The 20,714-nt window shown below is 61.2% G+C and carries 17 protein-coding genes; 9 read left to right on the forward strand and 8 right to left on the reverse strand.

The features are described from left to right. Window positions 1-5: 5 nt before the first annotated feature. From panF to acuI, 8 genes are all read right to left on the reverse strand, one after another. Window positions 6-1,451, reverse strand: coding sequence for a sodium/pantothenate symporter (panF, locus tag WCL58_RS11445; protein ID WP_084827484.1), 1,446 nt, complete (start codon window positions 1,449-1,451; stop codon window positions 6-8). After that, on the reverse strand, window positions 1,441-1,683 hold the full coding sequence (locus tag WCL58_RS11450; protein ID WP_141972330.1) for a YhdT family protein: 243 nt from the start codon (window positions 1,681-1,683) through the stop codon (window positions 1,441-1,443). The genes panF and WCL58_RS11450 overlap by 11 nt, the downstream gene beginning before the upstream one ends. Window positions 1,684-1,834: 151 nt before the next feature. Continuing rightward, window positions 1,835-3,184 carry an acetyl-CoA carboxylase biotin carboxylase subunit gene (gene accC, locus WCL58_RS11455; protein ID WP_004936886.1) on the reverse strand — a complete coding sequence of 450 codons (1,350 nt, stop codon included), beginning with the start codon at window positions 3,182-3,184 and terminating at the stop codon, window positions 1,835-1,837. A gap of 12 nt (window positions 3,185-3,196) precedes the next feature. Then, complete coding sequence (accB, locus tag WCL58_RS11460) at window positions 3,197-3,664, reverse strand: acetyl-CoA carboxylase biotin carboxyl carrier protein (protein WP_038879746.1); 468 nt, start codon at window positions 3,662-3,664, stop codon at window positions 3,197-3,199. A gap of 32 nt (window positions 3,665-3,696) precedes the next feature. After that, window positions 3,697-4,149 (reverse strand): type II 3-dehydroquinate dehydratase, encoded by a 453-nt coding sequence (gene aroQ, locus WCL58_RS11465; RefSeq protein WP_004936891.1) that lies wholly within the window; start codon window positions 4,147-4,149, stop codon window positions 3,697-3,699. A gap of 287 nt (window positions 4,150-4,436) precedes the next feature. After that, a complete protein-coding gene (msrQ, locus tag WCL58_RS11470) occupies window positions 4,437-5,036 on the reverse strand; it encodes a protein-methionine-sulfoxide reductase heme-binding subunit MsrQ (RefSeq protein ID WP_047729766.1) in 600 nt (199 codons plus the stop codon). Continuing rightward, window positions 5,037-6,038 carry a protein-methionine-sulfoxide reductase catalytic subunit MsrP gene (msrP, locus tag WCL58_RS11475; RefSeq protein WP_047729767.1) on the reverse strand — a complete coding sequence of 334 codons (1,002 nt, stop codon included), beginning with the start codon at window positions 6,036-6,038 and terminating at the stop codon, window positions 5,037-5,039. It lies immediately after the preceding gene. Window positions 6,039-6,193: 155 nt separating this feature from the next. Beyond that, entirely contained in the window at window positions 6,194-7,171 is a 978-nt protein-coding gene (gene acuI, locus WCL58_RS11480) for an acrylyl-CoA reductase (NADPH) (protein WP_047729768.1), read from the reverse strand. 204 nt (window positions 7,172-7,375) lie between these two features. Between acuI and csrD the strand changes: the two genes are divergently transcribed. From csrD to tldD, 9 genes are all read left to right on the forward strand, one after another. Continuing rightward, window positions 7,376-9,310, forward strand: coding sequence for an RNase E specificity factor CsrD (gene csrD / locus WCL58_RS11485; protein ID WP_060440961.1), 1,935 nt, complete (start codon window positions 7,376-7,378; stop codon window positions 9,308-9,310). Window positions 9,311-9,723: 413 nt separating this feature from the next. Next, a complete protein-coding gene (gene mreB, locus WCL58_RS11490; protein ID WP_003855260.1) occupies window positions 9,724-10,767 on the forward strand; it encodes a rod shape-determining protein MreB in 1,044 nt (347 codons plus the stop codon). 94 nt (window positions 10,768-10,861) lie between these two features. Continuing rightward, entirely contained in the window at window positions 10,862-11,887 is a 1,026-nt protein-coding gene (gene mreC / locus WCL58_RS11495) for a rod shape-determining protein MreC (protein ID WP_060440962.1), read from the forward strand. Continuing rightward, window positions 11,884-12,372 (forward strand): rod shape-determining protein MreD, encoded by a 489-nt coding sequence (gene mreD / locus WCL58_RS11500; protein WP_004936918.1) that lies wholly within the window; start codon window positions 11,884-11,886, stop codon window positions 12,370-12,372. Before mreC ends, mreD begins: the two co-directional genes overlap by 4 nt. Before the next feature lie 10 nt (window positions 12,373-12,382). Next, window positions 12,383-12,967: a Maf family protein gene (locus WCL58_RS11505; RefSeq protein ID WP_004936921.1), complete on the forward strand. Its 585-nt coding sequence runs from the start codon at window positions 12,383-12,385 to the stop codon at window positions 12,965-12,967. A 38-nt stretch (window positions 12,968-13,005) separates the two neighbouring features. Continuing rightward, complete coding sequence (gene rng, locus WCL58_RS11510; RefSeq protein WP_025304418.1) at window positions 13,006-14,475, forward strand: ribonuclease G; 1,470 nt, start codon at window positions 13,006-13,008, stop codon at window positions 14,473-14,475. Window positions 14,476-14,561: 86 nt separating this feature from the next. Next, window positions 14,562-18,365 (forward strand): AsmA2 domain-containing protein YhdP, encoded by a 3,804-nt coding sequence (yhdP, locus tag WCL58_RS11515; RefSeq protein ID WP_336851173.1) that lies wholly within the window; start codon window positions 14,562-14,564, stop codon window positions 18,363-18,365. Next, window positions 18,362-19,222, forward strand: coding sequence for a deaminated glutathione amidase (gene nit1, locus WCL58_RS11520; protein ID WP_004936930.1), 861 nt, complete (start codon window positions 18,362-18,364; stop codon window positions 19,220-19,222). The genes yhdP and nit1 overlap by 4 nt, the downstream gene beginning before the upstream one ends. A gap of 7 nt (window positions 19,223-19,229) precedes the next feature. Then, window positions 19,230-20,675: a metalloprotease TldD gene (gene tldD / locus WCL58_RS11525; RefSeq protein WP_049273727.1), complete on the forward strand. Its 1,446-nt coding sequence runs from the start codon at window positions 19,230-19,232 to the stop codon at window positions 20,673-20,675. Window positions 20,676-20,714: the final 39 nt, after the last annotated feature.

Here is a 20,714-nt window from a genome sequence, read left to right on the forward strand (position 1 = left end):
TCTCTTCAAGAGGGTAATGATGACGCCGCCCGGCGCTTTTCGCCGACGACGTTACCGAGATAAAACGCCAACAGGCTGAGCAACAGCGAAGGCACGATAGGGTGCAGCCCCGCCGGCTGCAGGTTGAAGCTGGCCAATAGCGTATAGCATACCGCACCCGACACCATTGAGCTAAGCGCTCCCTGAGCATTGGCGCGTTCCCAATACAGGCCCAGCACCAACGGCCACAGGAACACCGCCTCCAGCCCGCCGAAAGCCAGCAGGTTGAGCCAGATGATCATCTCCGGCGGTCGCCAGGCCGCCAGCAGCACCAGCAGGCCGAGGATCAGCGTGGTCAGGCTGGAGAAGCGCTTGATCAACCGCTCGTTGTGGATCTGCTGCGGCCGCACGCCCAGGTAGAGATCCTTGATGATGGTGGCGGAGGATTGCAGCAGCTGGGCGTTGATGGTCGACATGATCGCCGCCATCGGCGCCGCCAAAAAGATCCCGGCGGCATACGGCGGCAGCACGGTGATCATCAGCGTCGGGATCACCTGATCGGGGATCTTGAGATCCGGCAACACCGCGCGGCCGAGCGCGCCGGCCAGGTGCATGCCGAACATCAGCACCGCCACCACCACGGTGCCGAGCAGAATGCCGCGATGCACCGCCTTGCTGTCCTTGTAGGAGATACAGCGCACGGCGGTGTGCGGCAGGCCGATCACCCCGAAGCACACCAGGATCCAGAACGACGCCATAAACGGCAGGCTGAGGATCTGATCGCCGCCCTGCGGCGACACCAGCGCCGGATCGATCTGCTGCAGCTTGTTCACCGCGCTGTCCAGTCCGCCGGCGGCGTGGATCACCGCCACCAGCAGCAACACGGTGCCGAGCAGCATCACCAGCCCCTGCATGGCGTCGTTCAGCACGCTGGCGCGGAAGCCGCCGAAGGCGGTGTACAGCGCGATGCTGATGCCGAAGATCAGCAGGCCGGTGTCGTAGGGAATGCCGGCGGCGGTCTCCAGCAGGCGGGCGCCACCGATAAACTGCACCGTCATGGCGCCGAGGAACGCCACCAGCAGGCTGAGGCTGGCCAGCCACACCAGCAGGCGGCTTTGGTAGCGGCCATACAGCATGTCATTGAGGGTGATGGCGTTGTAGCGCCGCGCCAGGATGGCGAATTTCTTGCCCAGCACGCCGAGCGACAGCCACACCGCCGGCAGCTGAATCATCGCCAGCAGCACCCAGCCCAGGCCGTATTTGTAGGCGGCGCCGGGGCCGCCGATAAACGAACTGGCGCTGATGTAGGTGGCGGTCAGGGTCATCGCCAGCACAAAGCCGCCCATCGAGCGGTTGCCGAGGAAGTATTCGCTGAGGAAATTCCCGCTCTGGCGGCGGCTGTAGGCGTACACCGACAGGCCGAATACCAGCAACAGGTAGGCGACCAGCGGCAGGATCACTTCAGTTTGCATTGCGGTCCTCCAGCGAAATGTCGCGGAACACCGTGCGCACCATCAGCCAGCACAGGCCGATGAACAGCAGCGGCACCAGCAGGCAGGCCATTTCGAACCAGTGCGGCAGGCCGGTGACGCCGATAGCGCTGTCCGGCAGGTAGGCCGCCAGCCCCCAGGCCAGCAGGTAGAGCAGCGTCAGCCCCAGCGCCCAACGCGCTTCGCGGTGCGCCTGAATAAAACGTTTGTCCATCCGTGTCTCCCATAGGTTTACGGTGATGGATTCATCAAAGGTAGGGAATTTTACGGCATGACGGCGTTTTGCCAAGCCGTTACTGGCGGTAGCGCCAAAGAAAAAGGCCGGTGATTAACCGGCCTTTCGTCAGACGATGCTGCATGCCTGCTTAGGTTTCCTGCAGGCCCAGCTTCTTCTCCAGATAGTGGATGTTGGTGCCACCGTGCTGGAAGTTTTCGTCGTTCATGATCTTCTGCTGCAGCTCAACGTTGGTTTTGATGCCGTCGATGATCAGTTCAGCCAGGGCGTTTTTCATGCGGGCAATCGCCACGTCACGGTTTTCGCCGAAGGTGATCAGTTTGCCGATCATGGAGTCATAGTACGGCGGTACGGTATAACCGGCGTAGATATGAGATTCCCAACGCACGCCGAAACCGCCTGGCGCGTGGAAGCGGGTAATCTTGCCCGGGCTCGGCAGGAAGGTGTTCGGATCTTCGGCGTTGATACGGCATTCTACCGCGTGGCCGTGGATCTTCACTTCTTCCTGTTTGATCGACAGCGGCTGACCGGCAGCGATGCGCAGCTGCTCTTTGATCAGATCCACGCCGGTGATCATTTCGGTAACCGGGTGCTCGACCTGAATACGGGTGTTCATTTCGATGAAATAGAACTCGCCGTTTTCATACAGGAACTCGAAGGTACCCGCACCGCGGTAGCCGATTTCCACGCAGGCTTTCGAGCAGCGCTCGCCGATGTAACGGCGCATTTCGCTGGTGATGCCCGGTGCCGGCGCTTCTTCGACCACTTTCTGGTGGCGGCGCTGCATGGAGCAGTCGCGCTCAGCCAGATAGATGGCGTTGCCCTGGCCGTCGGCCAATACCTGAATCTCGATGTGGCGCGGATTCTCCAGGTATTTTTCCATGTACACCATGTCGTTGTTGAAAGCCGCTTTGGCTTCCGCTTTCGTCATGTTGATGGACTGCTCAAGGTCTTTGTCGCTGCGCACGACGCGCATGCCGCGACCGCCGCCGCCGCCGGACGCCTTGATGATCACCGGATAACCGATGCGCTTGGCGAAGGCACGGTTTTTATCCATGTCGTCGGTCAGCGGGCCGTCGGAGCCCGGTACGCAAGGCACGCCGGCTTTCTTCATGGCGTTGATCGCGGAAACCTTGTCGCCCATCAGGCGGATGGTTTCGGCTTTCGGGCCGATGAAGATGAAGCCGGAGCGTTCAACCTGCTCGGCGAAGTCGGCGTTCTCGGACAGGAAGCCGTAGCCCGGGTGGATCGCCACGGCGCCGGTGATTTCCGCCGCCGAGATGATGGCCGGGATGTTCAGGTAGCTTTTTACCGATGGCGCAGGACCGATGCAGACGGTCTCGTCGGCCAGCAGCACGTGTTTCAGATCGCGGTCGGCCGCGGAGTGAACCGCAACGGTCTTGATGCCCAGTTCTTTACAGGCACGCAGGATGCGAAGCGCGATCTCGCCGCGGTTGGCGATAACAATTTTATCAAGCATGGGGGCGCCTCGTTATTCGATGACGACCAGCGGCTCGTCATATTCGACCGGCTGGCCGTTTTCCACCAGGATGGCTTTCACGACGCCGGACTTGTCCGCTTCGATCTGGTTCATCATTTTCATGGCTTCAACGATGCACAGGGTATCGCCGGCGTTCACTTTCTGGCCCACTTCCACGAAGGCTTTCGCGTCCGGGCTTGGGGTGCGGTAGAAGGTGCCTACCATTGGCGAACGAACGACGTGGCCACTCATGGCCGCCGGTGCCGCCGGGGTTTCTGCCGCAGGTGCGGTAGCAACGGCGGCAGCCAGGGCCGGCTGCTGCTGTGCCGGCATCGCATAGGCCTGTTGCATGACAGGGTAAGCCTGCGCCGGTGCGGCACGGCTGATGCGAACCGATTCTTCGCCTTCAGAGATTTCCAGTTCAGAAATGCCTGATTCTTCAACCAGTTCGATCAGTTTCTTGATTTTACGAATATCCATGAGTGTGATTCCGTACTCTTTTTGTGGAGCAATTAGTGGGTTTTTGACAGACGGTTAACCGCTGCCTGTAAAGCGAAAGCGTAGCCATCCGCGCCGAGGCCGCAAATCACGCCTACCGCCACGTCTGAGAGATAGGAGTGATGGCGGAAAGGTTCGCGGGCGTGCACGTTGGACAGGTGGATCTCGATGAACGGGATCTGCACCGCCAGCAGCGCATCGCGCAGCGCCACGCTGGTATGCGTGAACGCCGCCGGGTTTATCAGAATGAAATCGGTGTTGCCGCGCGCCTGATGAATGCGATCGATCAGCTGATGCTCGGCGTTGGATTGCAGATGGCTCAGGGTAATATCCAATGCGGATGCCTGGTTTTCCAATCCGTTAACAATCTCTGTCAGCGTCGTGCTGCCGTACTTCTCCGGCTCACGCGTCCCCAGCAGATTGAGATTGGGGCCGTTCAGAAGCAAAATGTGAAACTTATCCGCCATTGTGCTGGTATCTCCGGCAATAAAACCATCATCGTAGAAAATAACCCGATGTTATCGATTTGTCACCTGTTAAGGGGCCAATTCACCCTGAGAACAGAAACAAGGTCGGGCATTATAACGATATCGTAGCAATTCGCAGCTAAATACTGGTCTTATCAGCGAAGATATTCAACCCCAAATCGACGAACTCGGGGATCCGTGACAGGAATATGAGCGCTGGAACACAGAAAAAGTTCCGGCCGGCGGCGCGTGTTTTTCAACGACAATAACGCGTGCCGCCGCGTGATTCAGCGCCACCAGGCGCGGAATTTCTTGTAACGCAGGCCCAACAGCGCCACCGCCAGCAGCGCGTAGATGAACGGCTGGGGGGAAAACGTTTTGACCGACCACAGGTAGTGGATGGGGGCGAGGATCGCTGCCAGATAGACGAAGTTGTGCAACATTTGCCATTTGGCGCCCAGTTTGCGCATCGCCCACAGCGTCGAGGTGGCCGCCAGCGCCAGCAGGATCAGCCAGGTGAGGATGCCGAGCGTCAGGTAAGGTCGGTTCACCAGCTCGCTGCCCAGCAGGCCGAGGTTGCTCAGCCCTAGCTCCAGCGTGGAGTAGCTTATCAGGTGCAGCGTGCCCCAGGCAAAGCACCACAGCCCCACCAGACGGCGGCAGCGGATCAGCAGTGGCTGGCGGGCGTAGCGCGCCAGCGGGGCGATCATCAGCGTGGCCAGCAGCAGTTTCAGCGTCATCCTGCCGGTAAAATGTTGGATGTCCTTGGACGGATCGGCGCTGAACCAGCCTTGATCCACTGCCAGCACCAACCACAGAAAGGGCAAAAACGCCGCCAGATGCAGGGCGGCTTTCAGCCATTTGATATGAACAGGCGTCAGGCGCACTTAGAAATTCTCCCGCAAATCCATGCCGCGATACAGCGACGCCACCTGATCGGCATAGCCGTTGAACAGCAGCGTCGGTTGGCGTTTGACGTCGAGAATGCCGCCGGAGCCGATGAAGCGCTCGGTGGCCTGCGACCAGCGCGGATGATCGACGTGCGGGTTCACGTTGGCATAAAAACCGTACTCGTTCGGCGCGGATTGGTTCCAGGTGGTCGGCGGCTGATCGCGCACCAGACGGATATGCACGATCGATTTGATGCCTTTGAAGCCGTATTTCCACGGCGTGATCAGCCGCAGCGGCGCGCCGTTTTGCGGCGGCAGGGTTTTGCCGTACACGCCGACGGTCAGCAGCGCCAGCGGATGCATCGCCTCGTCCAGCCGCAGCCCTTCGACGTAGGGGTATTTCAGGCCGCCACCGATAAAGCGATCTTTCTGGCCGGGCATCTGCTCCGGATCGTACAGTGTCTGGAAGGCCACGTAGCGCGCGTTGCTGTTCGGCTCGGCCAGCTTGAGAAGTTTGCCCAGTTCGAAACCGATCCACGGCACCACCATCGACCAGGCCTCGACGCAGCGCATGCGGTAAATGCGCTGTTCCAGCGGGAAACGCTTCATCAGATCGTCGATATCCAGCGTTATCGGCTTCGCCACTTCGCCGTCGATGCGCACTTTCCAGCCTTCGGTTTTCAGCCCGCCGGCGTTGGCGGCCGGATCGGCTTTGTCGAGGCCGAATTCATAGAAGTTGTTGTAGCCGGTGACCTTGTCTTCCGGCGTCATTGCCAGCTGCGCCTGCCAGGCGGCCGGCTTGCTGAATTCCAGCGCTTTGCCCGGCGGCGCCTTGGGGCGATCGTTGCCTTTGAACCACGACAGCAGGTCCGCCCGTGCGCCGGTAGGCAGCGCCAGCGTAGCGGCGGTGATGCCGAGCGCCTGCAGCACTTTGCGCCGCTGGTGGAACACGCTCTCCGGCGTGACGTCGGCCTCGGTCAATTTCGGGTGTTTGTTCATGCTTATGTTCTCCGCGACTGATTCCCGCCGCCTGCGAGCGGCTAATGGGTCTCCATGAAATAAGCATGGCGCTAAAGCCGGCAGGAAGCGAGGGGACGCGGGAAAATATGAAATTTCGCAGAAGCGGGTGAACCCCCGTTGCCGGGGGGAGAAGATCAGCGGATTTTCACCAGGGTGCGGCCGGTGATTTGGTTGTTCAGCAGCGCGGCGGCGGTGGCCGGCGCCTGCTCGAGGGTGATTTCATGCGTGGCCTGCTGATAGAAGCTGTCCGGCAGAATACCGGCCAGCCGCTCCCAGGCGGTTTGGCGGCGGTGCAGCGGCGTATGTACCGAATCCACGCCCTGCAGACGCACGTTGCGCAGAATGAACGGCATCACGGTGGTCGGCAGCTGATAACCGCCCGCCAGGCCGCAGGCGGCGACGGTGCCGTTATAGTTCATCTGCGCCAGCACCCGCGCCAGCAGTTTGTCGCCGACGGTGTCCACCGCGCCGGCCCACAGCTGTTTCTCCAGCGGGCGCGGCGTGTCGATATAGCCATCGCGCGACATCACCTCTTTGGCGCCGAGCGCTTTCAGGTAGTCGGTATTGCTATCGCGGCCGCTGATGGCGGTCACCCGATAGCCCAACGCCGCCAGCAGGGCGATGGCGGTGCTGCCCACGCCGCCGCTGGCGCCGGTAACCAGAATATCGCCGTCGTCCGGGTGCACGCCGCCTTCCTCCAGCGCCATGACGCACAGCATGGCGGTAAAGCCGGCGGTGCCGATGATCATCGCCTTGCGCTCATCTAGGCCGTTCGGCAGCGGTACCAGCCATTCGCCCGAGACGCGCGCCTGCTCGGCCAGGCCGCCCCAGTGATGTTCACCCACGCCCCAGCCGGTGAGCACCACGCTTTGCCCCTCTTTGAAGCGATCGTCGCGGCTGTGGCGCACGGTGCCGGCGAAGTCGATGCCCGGCACCATCGGGAAGTTGCGCACGATCTTGCCTTTGCCGGTGATCGCCAGCGCATCCTTATAATTTAGGCTGGACCAGTTGATGTCGACGGTGACATCGCCTTCCGGCAACCGATCGCTGCCGATATCTTTGATTTGAGCCAGAGTTTGGTCGTCTTGTTGTTCCAATAACAGTGCACGCATGTCACTCTTCCTCTCGTTTACACTTTTCTATCAATGGCTGAATCACATTTATTTGACTATATGCATAATAAGCGGCCCAAGTCCTGATAAAGGACAAAAACGGCGCTTGCAGGTTTAATTCTTCAGCAAGGCTTGTTAGGGTTGGACGGCCCCTTTTAGCTAAAGGGTGAACACTCACTTAACCATAGCGGACAAGGCACAGGGATGCGATTTACCACCAAACTCTCTGCATTGATCACTCTGTTGGTCGCGCTGGCGATGTTTTTGATGCTGATGGGATGCTCATACAGCTTCTTTTACGTTACCCAGGATCGCCAGGAGCGTCGCTTTGATTCGCTGGTTACCTCTCTCGATCAGGCCATGTTGCACGAATCGCCGCGCGATCAGGAGAAATGGTTGCCGATCGTCATGCGCCCGCTCGGCATCGTGTCGATCCGCGTAGAGGCCGGCACCAGCCAGTTTCTCAACTATAAATTGCCGACGCTGAAAAAAGAGCCCTGGGATACGCTGAACGGCTATCGTCAGGTCTCGCGCCCCCTGTTGCAACATCCGGGCAGCACGCTGTACATCACTTACCTCGATCCCTTCGCCAGCGACGTGCGCACGTTGCAGTCCACCGCCGCCGTCACGCTGTCGATCGTCGTCATGGTGGTGGTTTTGCTGTTCAGCCTGCGCTGGCTGCGTGAGCAGGCCGACGGTGAAGATCGCCTGGAACGACGCGCGCGGCGCATTCTGAACGGCGAGCGTGAAAACGTCATGCAGGGCGACGTGCGTGAGTGGCCGGCCAACGTCAGCGGCGCGCTCGACCGCCTGCTGGCCGATCTGGCGGAAGCGCGGGAAGAGCGCAGCCGGGTCGATACGCTGATCCGCGCCTTCGCCGCGCAGGACGCCAAAACCGGGCTGAATAATCGCCTGTTCTTCGATAATCAATTGACCACTCAGCTGGAAGACGAAGGTTCGCACGGCATCGTGATGATGGTGCGGCTGCCCGATTTCGAGACCCTGCGCGACACGCACGGCAGCGTGGCGGTCCAGGAGCTGATGTATTCGCTGGTTAACCTGCTGTCTACCTTTGTGATGCGCTACCCCTCGGCGCTGCTGGCGCGCTATTTCCACAGCGATTTTACCGTGCTGTTGCCGCATCGAACCCTGAAGGAGGCCGACGGCATCGCGTCACAGCTGGTCAACGCCATCGATGCCTTGCCTTCCACGGCGCTGATCGATCGTGAGGCCTTCCTGCACATCGGCATCGTGGCGTACCGCAGCGGCCAAACCACGGAGCAGGTGATCGATTACGCGGAGCAGGCGACGCGCCACGCGACGCTGCAGGGAGAAAACGGCTGGTATGTGTACGACAGCCAGGTGCCGGAAAAGGGGCGCGGCAGCGTCAAGTGGCGCACGTTGCTGGAACAGGTACTGGCGCGCGGCGGCCCGCGGCTGTATCAGAAACCGGCGGTGACCGTGGCAGGCGAGGTACACCATCTTGAGATCATGAGCCGGATTTATGACGGCTCCCAGGAGTTGCTGCCGGCGGAATATATGCCGCTGGTGCAGCAGCTGGGGTTGGCGGAGAGTTACGATCGCCAACAGGTGAGCCGCATCATCCCCTTGCTGGCGCAATGGCCTGAGGAAACGCTGGCGTTTCCGCTGTGCGTCGACTCGATTTTGCAGCGTTCTTTCCAGCGCTGGCTGCGCGATACGCTGTTGCAGTGCGAAAAAAGTCAGCGTCGACGAATTCTGATTGAACTTGCGGAGGCAGATGTGTGTCAACATATCGACCGTTTGCGTCCGGTACTGAAGTTGCTGTCAGGGCTGGGCTGCCGCCTCGCGGTGTCCAAAGCGGGTTTAACCGTGGTCAGTACGTCCTATATCAAGTCGTTGCAGGTGGAGATCGTCAAGCTCCACCCGGGGCTGGTGCGGAGTATCGATAAGCGGGACGAGAATCAGCTGTTCGTGCAGAGCCTCACCGGCGCCTGCGCGGGCACGCACGCGCAGGTGTTCGCCGCCAGCGTACGCACGCGCAACGAGTGGCAGACGCTGAAAGAGCGTGGTATTCACGGCGGGCAGGGCGACTTTTTCGCGTCGCCGGAACCGATCGACGTGGGGCGTAAAAAATATTCACGTCGTTATCGTGTTTAAGCTGATTGCCGGACAAAAATTGACGTAGAATGAGCGCCGGATCCATCTGGGCCATGTCACCCGTCATTTTGGAGTTTTCTCCAATCTGCCTGCGACAACGACGCCTATTTGAGATAGGCTCTTGTCAGCTTTTATCTGGTTGACGTTGGTAGGTGCTTACCATCGGCGGCAATCAGGGAATATGTTAGATTTTATGAGCTGTGTTACGCCGTTTCGTGCGTTGACAGGGTGGTAAACTGAGCCTTTGTTCAGGGAATTCAGGCCTCATCCAATTTCCGTGCATTCGAGCAGAAACAATACAGACTATTTTTCACCGAAGTAGAACGTTTTTGCGCCTTGTCGCTGCTTCGTGTGGTTGGTAAAGTAGGCGGATTTTATTTTCCGCCCCCAGCTTGCAGGATTATCCTTTCGTTATGTTTAAGAAATTTCGTGGCATGTTTTCCAACGACTTGTCCATCGACTTGGGTACCGCCAATACCCTGATTTATGTTAAAGGGCAAGGCATCGTACTGAATGAACCTTCGGTGGTTGCCATTCGCCAGGATCGTGCCGGCTCCCCAAAGAGCGTAGCGGCCGTCGGTCATGACGCCAAACAGATGCTGGGCCGCACCCCCGGCAACATCGCGGCTATTCGCCCGATGAAAGACGGCGTAATCGCCGACTTCTTCGTGACCGAAAAAATGCTGCAGCACTTTATCAAACAGGTTCACAGCAACAGCTTCATGCGCCCAAGCCCGCGTGTGCTGGTCTGTGTGCCGGTCGGCGCAACCCAGGTTGAACGCCGCGCTATCCGCGAGTCCGCCCAAGGGGCCGGCGCGCGTGAAGTGTTCCTGATTGAAGAGCCGATGGCGGCGGCGATCGGCGCAGGTCTGCCGGTTTCCGAAGCGACCGGTTCCATGGTGGTGGATATCGGTGGCGGTACCACGGAAGTGGCGGTGATCTCGCTGAACGGCGTGGTGTACTCCTCTTCCGTGCGCATCGGCGGCGACCGCTTCGATGAAGCCATCATCAATTATGTGCGCCGTAACTACGGCTCGCTGATCGGCGAAGCGACCGCCGAGCGCATCAAGCACGAAATCGGTTCTGCCTATCCGGGCGACGAAGTGCGCGAAATCGAAGTCCGCGGCCGTAACCTGGCCGAAGGCGTACCGCGCGGCTTTACCCTGAACTCCAATGAAATCCTCGAAGCCCTGCAAGAGCCGCTGACCGGCATCGTCAGCGCGGTGATGGTTGCGCTGGAGCAGTGCCCGCCAGAATTGGCCTCCGACATTTCCGAACGTGGCATGGTCTTGACCGGTGGCGGCGCGCTGCTGCGCAACCTCGATCGCCTGCTGATGGAAGAAACCGGCATTCCGGTCGTGGTGGCGGAAGATCCGTTGACCTGCGTGGCGCGCGGTGGCGGCAAGGCGTTGGAAATGATCGACATGCACGGCGGCGATTTGTTCAGCGAAGAATAGTCAGCCCCTGGAAGGAGGAATCGTATCGGATGAATGCGCACAGCGAAAATCGGGTACGGTTCCTCTTTCTGTTGTCGAGGAACTCGCATAATTTATGAAGCCGATTTTTAGCAGGGGGCCTTCCCTGCAACTGCGACTTTTTTTGGCGGTGATCGCGGCCATTGGCCTGATCGTTGCTGACAGCCGGCTCGGCACGTTCGTGAAGATACGCAACTACATGGACACCGCAGTCAGCCCTTTCTATTTTCTGGCCAACGGGCCGCGTAAAGTTTTGGACAGCGTGTCAGAAACGCTGGCTACCCGCCAACAGCTGGAGCTGGAAAACCGAGCTCTGCGGCAGGAACTGCTGCTGAAAAACAGCGATATTCTTCTTCTTGGCCAATTCAAGCAGGAAAACGCCCGCTTGCGCGAGCTGCTGGGTTCCCCGCTGCGCCAGGACGAACACAAGATGGTGACCCAGGTCATCTCCACCGGTTCCGATCCGTACAGCGATCAGGTGGTGATCGACAAAGGGTCGGACAACGGCGTCTATGAAGGCCAGCCGGTGATCAGCGACAAGGGCGTGGTCGGTCAGGTGGTGGCGGTGGCGAAAGTCACCAGCCGCGTGCTGCTGATCTGCGATGCCTCGCACGCGCTGCCGATCCAGGTGCTGCGCAACGATATTCGGGTGATCGCCGCAGGCAGCGGCTGCGCCGACGATCTGCAGCTGGAGCACCTGCCGAACAATACCGATATCCGCGTTGGCGACGTGCTGGTGACCTCCGGCCTCGGCGGCCGCTTCCCGGAAGGCTATCCGGTGGCGGTGGTCTCCTCGGTCAAGGTCGACAACCAGCGCGCTTACACCGTGATTCAGGCGCGGCCGACCGCCGGTCTGCAGCGCTTGCGCTACCTGCTGCTGCTGTGGGGCGCCGATCGCAACGGCGACATGCCGCTGCCGCCGGACGAAGTGCACCGCGTGGCCAATGAACGCCTGATGCAGATGATGCCGCAGGTGCTGCCGCCTGCCGGTTCGGTCGGGCCTCAGCTGCCGGCTCCGGCTACCGGCGTGGCGCCGCAAACCGCCGCTCCGGCGTCTGCCCAGCCTCAAGCTCAGCCTGCCGCGGCGGGAGTGGTGCAATGAACAGCTACCGCAGCCACGGGCGCTGGATAATCTGGCTGTCGTTCCTGGTGGCGTTGGTGCTGCAAATCATGCCGTGGCCGGAGCAAATCTACATGTTCCGGCCTTCCTGGCTGGTGTTGATCCTGATCTACTGGGTAATGGCCTTGCCGCACCGGGTCAACGTCGGCACCGGCTTCGTGCTGGGGTTGATCATGGATCTGATCCTCGGCTCCACGCTGGGCGTGCGCGCGCTGGCGCTGGGTATCATCGCCTACCTGGTGGCGTTCAAATTCCAACTGTTCCGCAATATGGCGCTGTGGCAACAGGCGCTGATCGTCGTGCTGCTGTCGCTGTCGATGGACGTGGTGGTGTTCTGGGCTGAGTTTTTAGTGATCAACGTCTCTTTCCGCCCAGAGGTGTTCTGGAGTAGTGTGGTAAACGGCATTTTGTGGCCGTGGTTGTTCCTGTTGATGCGCAAAATCCGCCGTCAGTTCGCCGTACAGTAAGGGTATCTCAATGACTTCGCTTTATCTGGCCTCCGGCTCCCCACGTCGACGTGAACTGCTGACCCTGTTGGGCGTGTCGTTCGACATTCTGCTGACGCATACCGAAGAGCAGCGCCGGGAAGGCGAAGCCGCCGAAGCCTATGTGCGCCGCCTGGCGCAGGACAAGGCCAAAGCGGGTGTAGCGTTGGCGCAGGAAGATCGGCCGGTGCTGGGCGCCGACACCATCGTGGTGCTCAACGGCCGGGTGCTGGAGAAGCCGCGCGACGAAGCCCATGCGGCGGATATGCTGGCGGCCCTGTCCGGCAAACAGCATCAGGTGATGACGGCGGTGGCGATCGCCGATCGCCACGACGTGCGCTGCCAGTTGGTGGTGACCGACGTGACGTTCCGCAGCCTGTCACAACAGGATATCCGCGACTATATTGCTACGGGCGAACCGATGGATAAAGCGGGCGCCTATGGAATTCAAGGAAAGGGTGGTTGTTTCGTCAGAACGATAACCGGGAGTTATCACGCGGTGGTCGGTCTGCCGCTGGTCGAAACACATGAGCTGCTCAGTAATTTTGTCGCATTACGTGATGTAAGAACCGGTTGATGGGCGCTGCCATTATCGACCGGCTCTGAGGAGAAGGCATGACAGCTGAGCTACTGGTTAATATCACACCGTCTGAAACGCGGGTCGCCTATATCGATGGCGGCATTCTGCAAGAGATCCATATCGAACGCGAGTCCAAACGCGGCATCGTCGGCAATATCTATAAAGGGCGCGTCAGCCGCGTCCTGCCGGGGATGCAGGCGGCGTTCGTCGACATCGGCCTGGACAAGGCCGCCTTCCTGCACGCCTCCGACATCATGCCGCATACCGAATGCGTCGCCGGCGACGAGCGGAAAAACTTCCACGTGCGCGACATCGCCGAGCTGGTGCGCCAGGGGCAAGACCTGATGGTGCAGGTGGTGAAAGATCCGCTCGGCACCAAGGGCGCGCGCCTGACCACCGACATCACGCTGCCATCGCGCTATCTGGTCTTCATGCCGGGCGCGGCGCACGTCGGCGTTTCACAGCGTATCGACAGCGAAGCCGAGCGTGAGCGCCTGAAATCCATCGTTGCGCCGCACTGCGACGAGCTGGGCGGTTTTATCATCCGCACCGCGGCGGAAGGCATCGGCGAGGAAGAGCTGGCGCAGGATGCCGCGTTCCTTAAACGCCTGTGGACCAAGGTAATGGAGCGCAAGAAGCGCAACCAGACCAAATACAAGCTGTACGGCGAGCTGGCGTTGGCGCAGCGCATCTTGCGCGATTTCGCCGGCGCGGCGCTGGATCGCATCCGCGTCGATTCGCGGCTAACGCACGATCTGCTGGTGGAGTTTACCGGCGAGTACATCCCGGACATTACCAACAAGCTCGAACTCTATACCGGCAGCCAGCCGATTTTCGATCTGTACGATGTGGAAAACGAGATCCAGCGTGCGCTGGAACGCAAGGTAGAGCTGAAGTCCGGCGGCTATCTGATCATCGATCAGACCGAGGCGATGACCACGGTCGACATCAACACCGGCGCCTTCGTCGGCCACCGCAACCTCGACGAAACCATCTTCAATACCAACATCGAGGCGACACAGGCCATCGCGCGCCAGCTGCGGCTGCGTAACCTGGGCGGTATCATCATCATCGACTTTATCGATATGAACAACGAAGAGCATCGCCGCCGGGTGCTGCACTCGCTGGAGCAGGCGTTGAGTAAAGATCGGGTAAAAACCACGATCAACGGCTTCTCTCAACTAGGCTTAGTTGAAATGACGCGTAAACGAACGCGTGAAAGCATTGAACATGTGCTCTGTCACGATTGTCCTACTTGCAATGGGCGCGGCACCGTGAAAACGGTGGAAACCGTGTGCTACGAGATCCTGCGCGAGATTGTGCGCGTGCACCATGCTTACGATTCCGATCGCTTCCTGGTGTACGCTTCGGCGGCGGTCGGCGAAGCGCTGAAGAGCGAAGAGTCGCATGCGCTGGCCGAAGTGGAGATCTTCGTCGGCAAACAGGTGAAGGTGCAGATCGAACCGTTGTACAGCCAGGAGCAGTTCGACGTCGTCATGATGTAGCCCGTCCGACATCGTAAGGGCCCGCATGCCGGGCCCGTCAGTGCATAGATATTCCCGTTGCCAGGCAGCGGAGCAAGGAGAACTGCGTGAGGCGACTGCCTGGGATTCTGTTAGCAACAGGCGCCACCCTAATCGTGATTGTGGCGCTGCTGATCAGCGGGCTGCGCCTGATGCTGCCGAAGCTGAACGACTACCGTCCCCAACTGCTGGCGCAGGTGGAGAAGCTGTCCGGCGTGCCCGTGCAGATGGATTTCCTGCAGGGCAGTTGGGAAACGTTCGGCCCACAGCTTGAAGTGCGTAACCTGAGCGTTACGCTGCCCAAAAGCGATGTGCATATCGAACGCGTGACGCTGGCGCTGGACGTGTGGCAATCGCTGCTGCACTGGCGCTGGCAGTTCCGCGATCTGACCTTCTATCAATTCCGGCTCGATCTGAACGCCACGCTGGGCGGCGACCGGCAGGGCGAAGGCCTTGAACCGGGTAAAATCAGCGATCTGATGCTACGCCAGCTCGATCACTTTGATTTGCGCGACAGCCGTATCTCGTTCCTGACGCCCGCCGGCGCGCGCGCCGAATTCGACATTCCTCAGCTGACCTGGCTCAACGGCCGCGATCGTCACCGCGCCGAGGGGCAGATCAGCCTGTCGACGCTGAACGGCCAACACGGCGTGGTGCAGCTGCGCATGGACCTGCGCGATAATCAGGGCCTGTTGGACACCGGCACGGTCTACCTGCAGGCCGATAACATCGACATGAAACCCTGGTTTACCCGCTGGCTGCGCGCCAACACCGGGCTGGAAAGCGCCGACTTCAGCCTGGCGGCCTGGCTGCAGGTGCAGAACGGCGAGATTGCCGGCGGCCACGCGTTGCTCAAGCAGGGGGCGGCCAACTGGGATACCGGCGCCGCGCAGCACCGGCTGGACGTGGACAATCTGGCGCTGTCGCTGCGCCGCCAGGGCACCGGTTGGCAGCTCGACGTGCCGCAGCTGCGGTTGAGCACCGACGGCCAGGCCTGGCCGCAGGGCGCGCTTTCCGCGCTGTGGCTGCCGGAAAACACCGAGTTCATGGGGCCGGCGCAGAATGAAGAGCTGCGGGTGCGTGCGACTCACCTTCAGCTGGAGCGCCTGTCGGCGCTGCTGCCGACCTTCTCGTTCCTCAGCCCGGACGTGCTCGATCGCTGGAACGATCTGCAGCCGCAGGGGACGATGGAGGCCCTGGCGTTGGACATTCCGCTGAAGCAGCCGGAAAAGAGCCGTTTCCAGGCGCTGTGGCGCGATGTCAGCTGGCAGCGTTGGGAACTGCTGCCGGGCGTCAACCACTTCTCCGGGGCGTTGAGCGGCGGGGTGGAGAACGGCCGCCTGACGCTGGGGCTGGCAGGCAGCACCTTGCCTTACGGCGATATGTTCCGTGCGCCGCTTGAAGTCAGCAGCGCGCGCGGCGCGCTGACCTGGCGTTACAACGATCGGGGTTGGGAGCTGGCGAGCCAGGGGCTGGACGTCAAGGCGAAGTCGCTGTGGGTCAACGGCGATTTCCGCTATCAGCAGCCGGCCAAGGGCGATCCGTGGCTGAACATTCTGGCGGGCATCCGCCTGTATGACGGCGCCGACGCCTGGCGCTATTTCCCTGAACCGCTGATGGGCAAGCATCTGGTGGACTACCTGAGCGGCGCCATTCAGGGCGGCCAGGTGGATAACGCCACGCTGATTTATTCCGGCGATCCGCAGCACTTCCCGTACCGTAAAAACGAAGGGCAGTTCGAAGTCTTCGTGCCGCTGCGCCACGCCACCTTCCAGTTCCAACCGGGCTGGCCGGCGCTGACCGATTTGGCGATCGACCTCGACTTCGCCAACGAGGGGCTGTGGATGCATGCGCCGCAAACCCGGTTGGGCAAGGTGGCGGGCAAAAATATCAGCGCGGTGATCCCGGATTACCTGAAAGAGCGGCTGCTGATCGACGCCGAAGTCGCAGGCGCGGGCAGCGACGTGCACGACTACTTCATGCAGACGCCGCTGCACGATTCGCTGGGGGCGGCGCTGGAGCAGCTGCAGATTGGCGGTGATGTCAGTGGGCGCTTACATCTCGATATTCCCCTGGACGGCGAGCTGGTCAAAGCCACCGGTGAAGTGGCGCTGAACAACAACTCGTTGCTGATCAAGCCGCTGGATAGCGAGTTGCAGAAGCTCAGCGGCAAGTTCCGCTTCGATAACGGCAATCTGGAGAGCGATACCCTGTCGGCCAACTGGTTCGGGCAACCGGTGGCGGTCAACTTCTCCACGCAGGAAGGCGCTCGCGACTACAAGATTGACGTCGGCCTGAAGGGCGATTGGCAGCCGGGCAAGTTCCCCGGTCTGCCGAAAGAGGCTGCCGATGCGCTCAGCGGCAGTGCGCCCTGGCAGAGCCAGGTGGCCATCACGCTCCCACATCAGGGCTCGGCCAGCTACGATATCGGCATCGACGCGGATTTGAAAAAAGTGAGCAGTCACTTACCTTCACCACTGGACAAACCGCCGGGCGAGGCGTTGCCGGTGAACGTTAAGGTCAAAGGCGGTCTGAACGGCTTCATGTTGACCGGCAGCGCGGGCAAGCAAAACCGCTTCAACAGCGAATGGCGCTTCGACAAAAAACAGGTGAATCTGGCGCGCGCCGCCTGGCAAACCAACGGTGGCAGCACGCCACCGCTGCCGGCCGGCAAGTCGTTGACGCTGAACCTGCCGGCGCTGGACGGCGAGCAGTGGCTGGTGCTGCTGGCGCCGGCGCTGAAACAGGGGGGCGGCAGCGGTCAGGTGGGCGGCTTCAGCTTCCCCACCACCGTGGCGCTGACCACGCCGCAGCTGCTGTTGGGCGGCCAGGCCTGGCATAAGCTGACGCTGTCGGCCGAAAAACAGCTGGGTGCCACCGTGGTGAGCGCTAAGAGCGATGAAGTGGACGGCAGCCTGCGGGTGGCCGATCGCGGGCCGTGGCGCGCCGATATCAACTACCTGTATTACAACCCGCAGTTCGCCGAGACGAAAAACGCGGCGGGCACGCCGACGCCGCCGGCGGAGAAAGTTTCCTTCCGCGACTGGCCTTCGCTGATGCTGCGCTGCAAGTCGTGCTGGGTGCTGGGGCAGAACTTCGGCAGGGTCGAGGCGGATCTGAGCAATCGAGGGGATACCCTGACGCTGGATCACGGCCTGGTCGACACCGGCAAAGGGCGTATGAGCGCCACCGGCCTGTGGAAGCAAAATGCGCAGGAAGAGCGCAGCTCGCTGAAAGGCAAGCTGCTCGGCGGCAAAATCGATGAAACCGCCGCCTTCTTCGGCATCACTATCCCGCTGAAAGGCGCGCCTTACGACGTGGACTTCGATCTGTACTGGCACGGCGCGCCGTGGCAGCCGCAGGTCAATACGCTGAGCGGCGCGCTGCAGGTCAAGATGGGCAAGGGCGAGATCGACAGCATGGGCGGCGGCCGCGCCGGTCAGCTGCTGCGATTGGTCAGCTTCGACGCCTTGCTGCGCAAGCTGCAGTTCGATTTCAGCGATACCTTCGGCAAAGGCTTCTACTTTGACTCCATCCGCAGCACCGCCTGGCTGAAAGATGGCATAATGCATACTGATAATCTATTGATCGACGGCTTGGCGGCGGATATCGCCATGAGTGGCCAGATCGATCTGGCGCGCCGCCGTATTGATATGGAGGCGGTGGTGGCGCCGGCGATTTCGGCGACCGTCGGCGTGGCCACGGCGTTTGTGGTGAACCCGATCGTCGGCGCGGCGGTATTTGCCGCCTCGCAGGTGCTGGGGCCGCTGTGGAGCAAGATTTCGCTGATTCGCTACCATATCGGCGGCGATCTCGACCAGCCGAAGATCAATGAGGTACTTCGTAAGGCAAAGGAGGATAAGGCGTCATGAGGAATGCTAACGTTGCGTTGTTGCAGTTGTGCAGTGGCGATCAGGTGCGCGATAACCTGGCCCAGATTGAACAGCAGATCAAACAGCTCAATGCCGGGGTAAAACTGGTCATGACGCCGGAGAACGCGTTGCTGTTCGCCAACTCCGCGGCTTACCGCCAACAGGCGGAAAAACAGGGCGACGGTCCGCTGCAAAACGCGGTGCGCGAGCTGGCGCGCCGCTATGGCGTGTGGTTGCTGGTGGGCTCGATGCCCTTGATCAGCCGCGAAAACCCGGAGCTTATCACCACCAGCAGCCTGTTGTTCGACGAGCAGGGCGAAATCCGCGCCCGCTACGACAAGCTGCACATGTTCGATGTGGACATCAACGATGCGCACGGCCACTACCGCGAGTCGGATACCTACCAGCACGGGCAGCACCTGACGGTAGTGGATACGCCGGTCGGGCGTTTGGGTATGACCATATGCTACGATCTGCGCTTTCCCGCGCTGTTCCAGGCGCTGCGGGCACAGGGGGCCGAACTGATTTCGGTGCCGGCGGCCTTTACCCGGGTCACCGGCGAGGCGCATTGGGAAATTCTGCTGCGCGCCCGGGCGATCGAGAACCAGTGCATGATCCTGGCGCCGGCGCAGGTGGGGCGCCACGGGCCGACCCGCCGCACCTGGGGCCACACGCTGGCTGTCGACGGCTGGGGCAAGGTGCTGGCCGAGAACGCGGACGCCGTGGCGGCGCTGAAGGTGCGCGTGGACACCGCAAGCCTGAAAAATATTCGTGCGCAGATGCCGGTGCTGCAGCACAACCGATTCCAGACGTCGCTGACGGCGCCGTCTGACAAGTTATCCTCCAATCAAGAGTGAAACCATTATGAGCCTGACGTTTGTCAGTGAGCAGTTACTCGCTACCAACAAGCTGAGTCATCAAGACCTGTACAAGGTACTGGGTCAACTGGCAGAACGCCGTATCGATTACGCCGATCTCTATTTCCAGTCCAGCTATCACGAAGCCTGGGTGATCGAGGACGGCATCATCAAGGATGGCTCTTACAATATCGACCAGGGCGTTGGCGTGCGCGCCGTCAGCGGCGAGAAGACCGGCTTCGCCTATGCCGATCAGATCACCCTGAATGCGCTGCAGCAGAGCGCCCAGGCGGCGCGCAGCATCGTGCGTGAGCAGGGCGATGGGCGGGCGCACACCCTGGGCGAGATCGGTTATCGGGCGCTGTACCCGCTGCTCGATCCGCTGCAAAGCCTGCCGCGCGAAGAGAAAATTGCCCTGCTGCACCGCGTCGACAAGGTGGCGCGTGCCGCCGATGCACGGGTGCAGGAAGTGAATGCCAGCATCACCGGCGTTTACGAGCAGGTGTTGGTGGCTGCCACCGACGGCACGCTGGCGGCGGACGTTCGCCCGCTGGTACGCCTCTCCGTCAGCGTGTTGGTGGAGCAGGATGGCAAGCGTGAGCGCGGCTCCAGCGGCGGCGGCGGCCGTTTCGGCTATGACTACTTCCTGGAAACCGTCGACGGCGACGTGCGCGCCGACGCTTACGCCAAAGAAGCGGTGCGCATGGCACTGGTCAACCTTGGCGCGGTGGCGGCGCCGGCCGGCAATATGCCGGTGGTGCTGGGGGCCGGCTGGCCGGGCGTGCTACTACACGAGGCGGTGGGCCACGGCCTGGAAGGCGACTTCAATCGGCGTGGCACCTCGGTGTTCAGCGGCCATATGGGCGAGCTGGTGGCTTCCGAGCTGTGCACCGTGGTGGATGACGGCACCCTGCAAGGGCGGCGCGGTTCGCTGGCGATCGACGACGAAGGCGTACCGGGCCAGTACAACGTGCTGATCGAAAACGGCGTGCTGAAAGGCTACATGCAGGACAAGCTCAACGCGCGGTTGATGGGCGTCGCGCCGACCGGCAACGGCCGCCGCGAGTCCTACGCGCATCTGCCGATGCCGCGCATGACCAACACCTATATGCTGGCGGGCCAATCGACGCCGGAAGAGATCATCGCCAGTGTCGAATACGGCCTGTACGCGCCGAACTTTGGCGGCGGCCAGGTGGACATCACCTCCGGCAAGTTCGTGTTCTCCACCACCGAAGCCTACCTGATCGAGAAGGGCCGCATCACCAAACCGGTGAAAGGGGCGACGCTGATCGGCTCCGGCATCGAGGCGATGCAGCAGATCTCGATGGTCGGCAACGATCTGGCGCTCGATAAAGGCGTGGGCGTGTGTGGCAAGGAAGGCCAGAGCGTGCCGGTGGGCGTCGGCCAACCGACGCTGAAACTGGATACGCTGACCGTCGGCGGCACGGCGTAATCTTTCCTCAAGGGGCCATGCACTGGCCCCTTGTTCATT

This window comes from Serratia sp. TMDUHS_CL (assembly GCF_037137105.1).
Lineage (GTDB): Bacteria > Pseudomonadota > Gammaproteobacteria > Enterobacterales > Enterobacteriaceae > Serratia > Serratia nevei.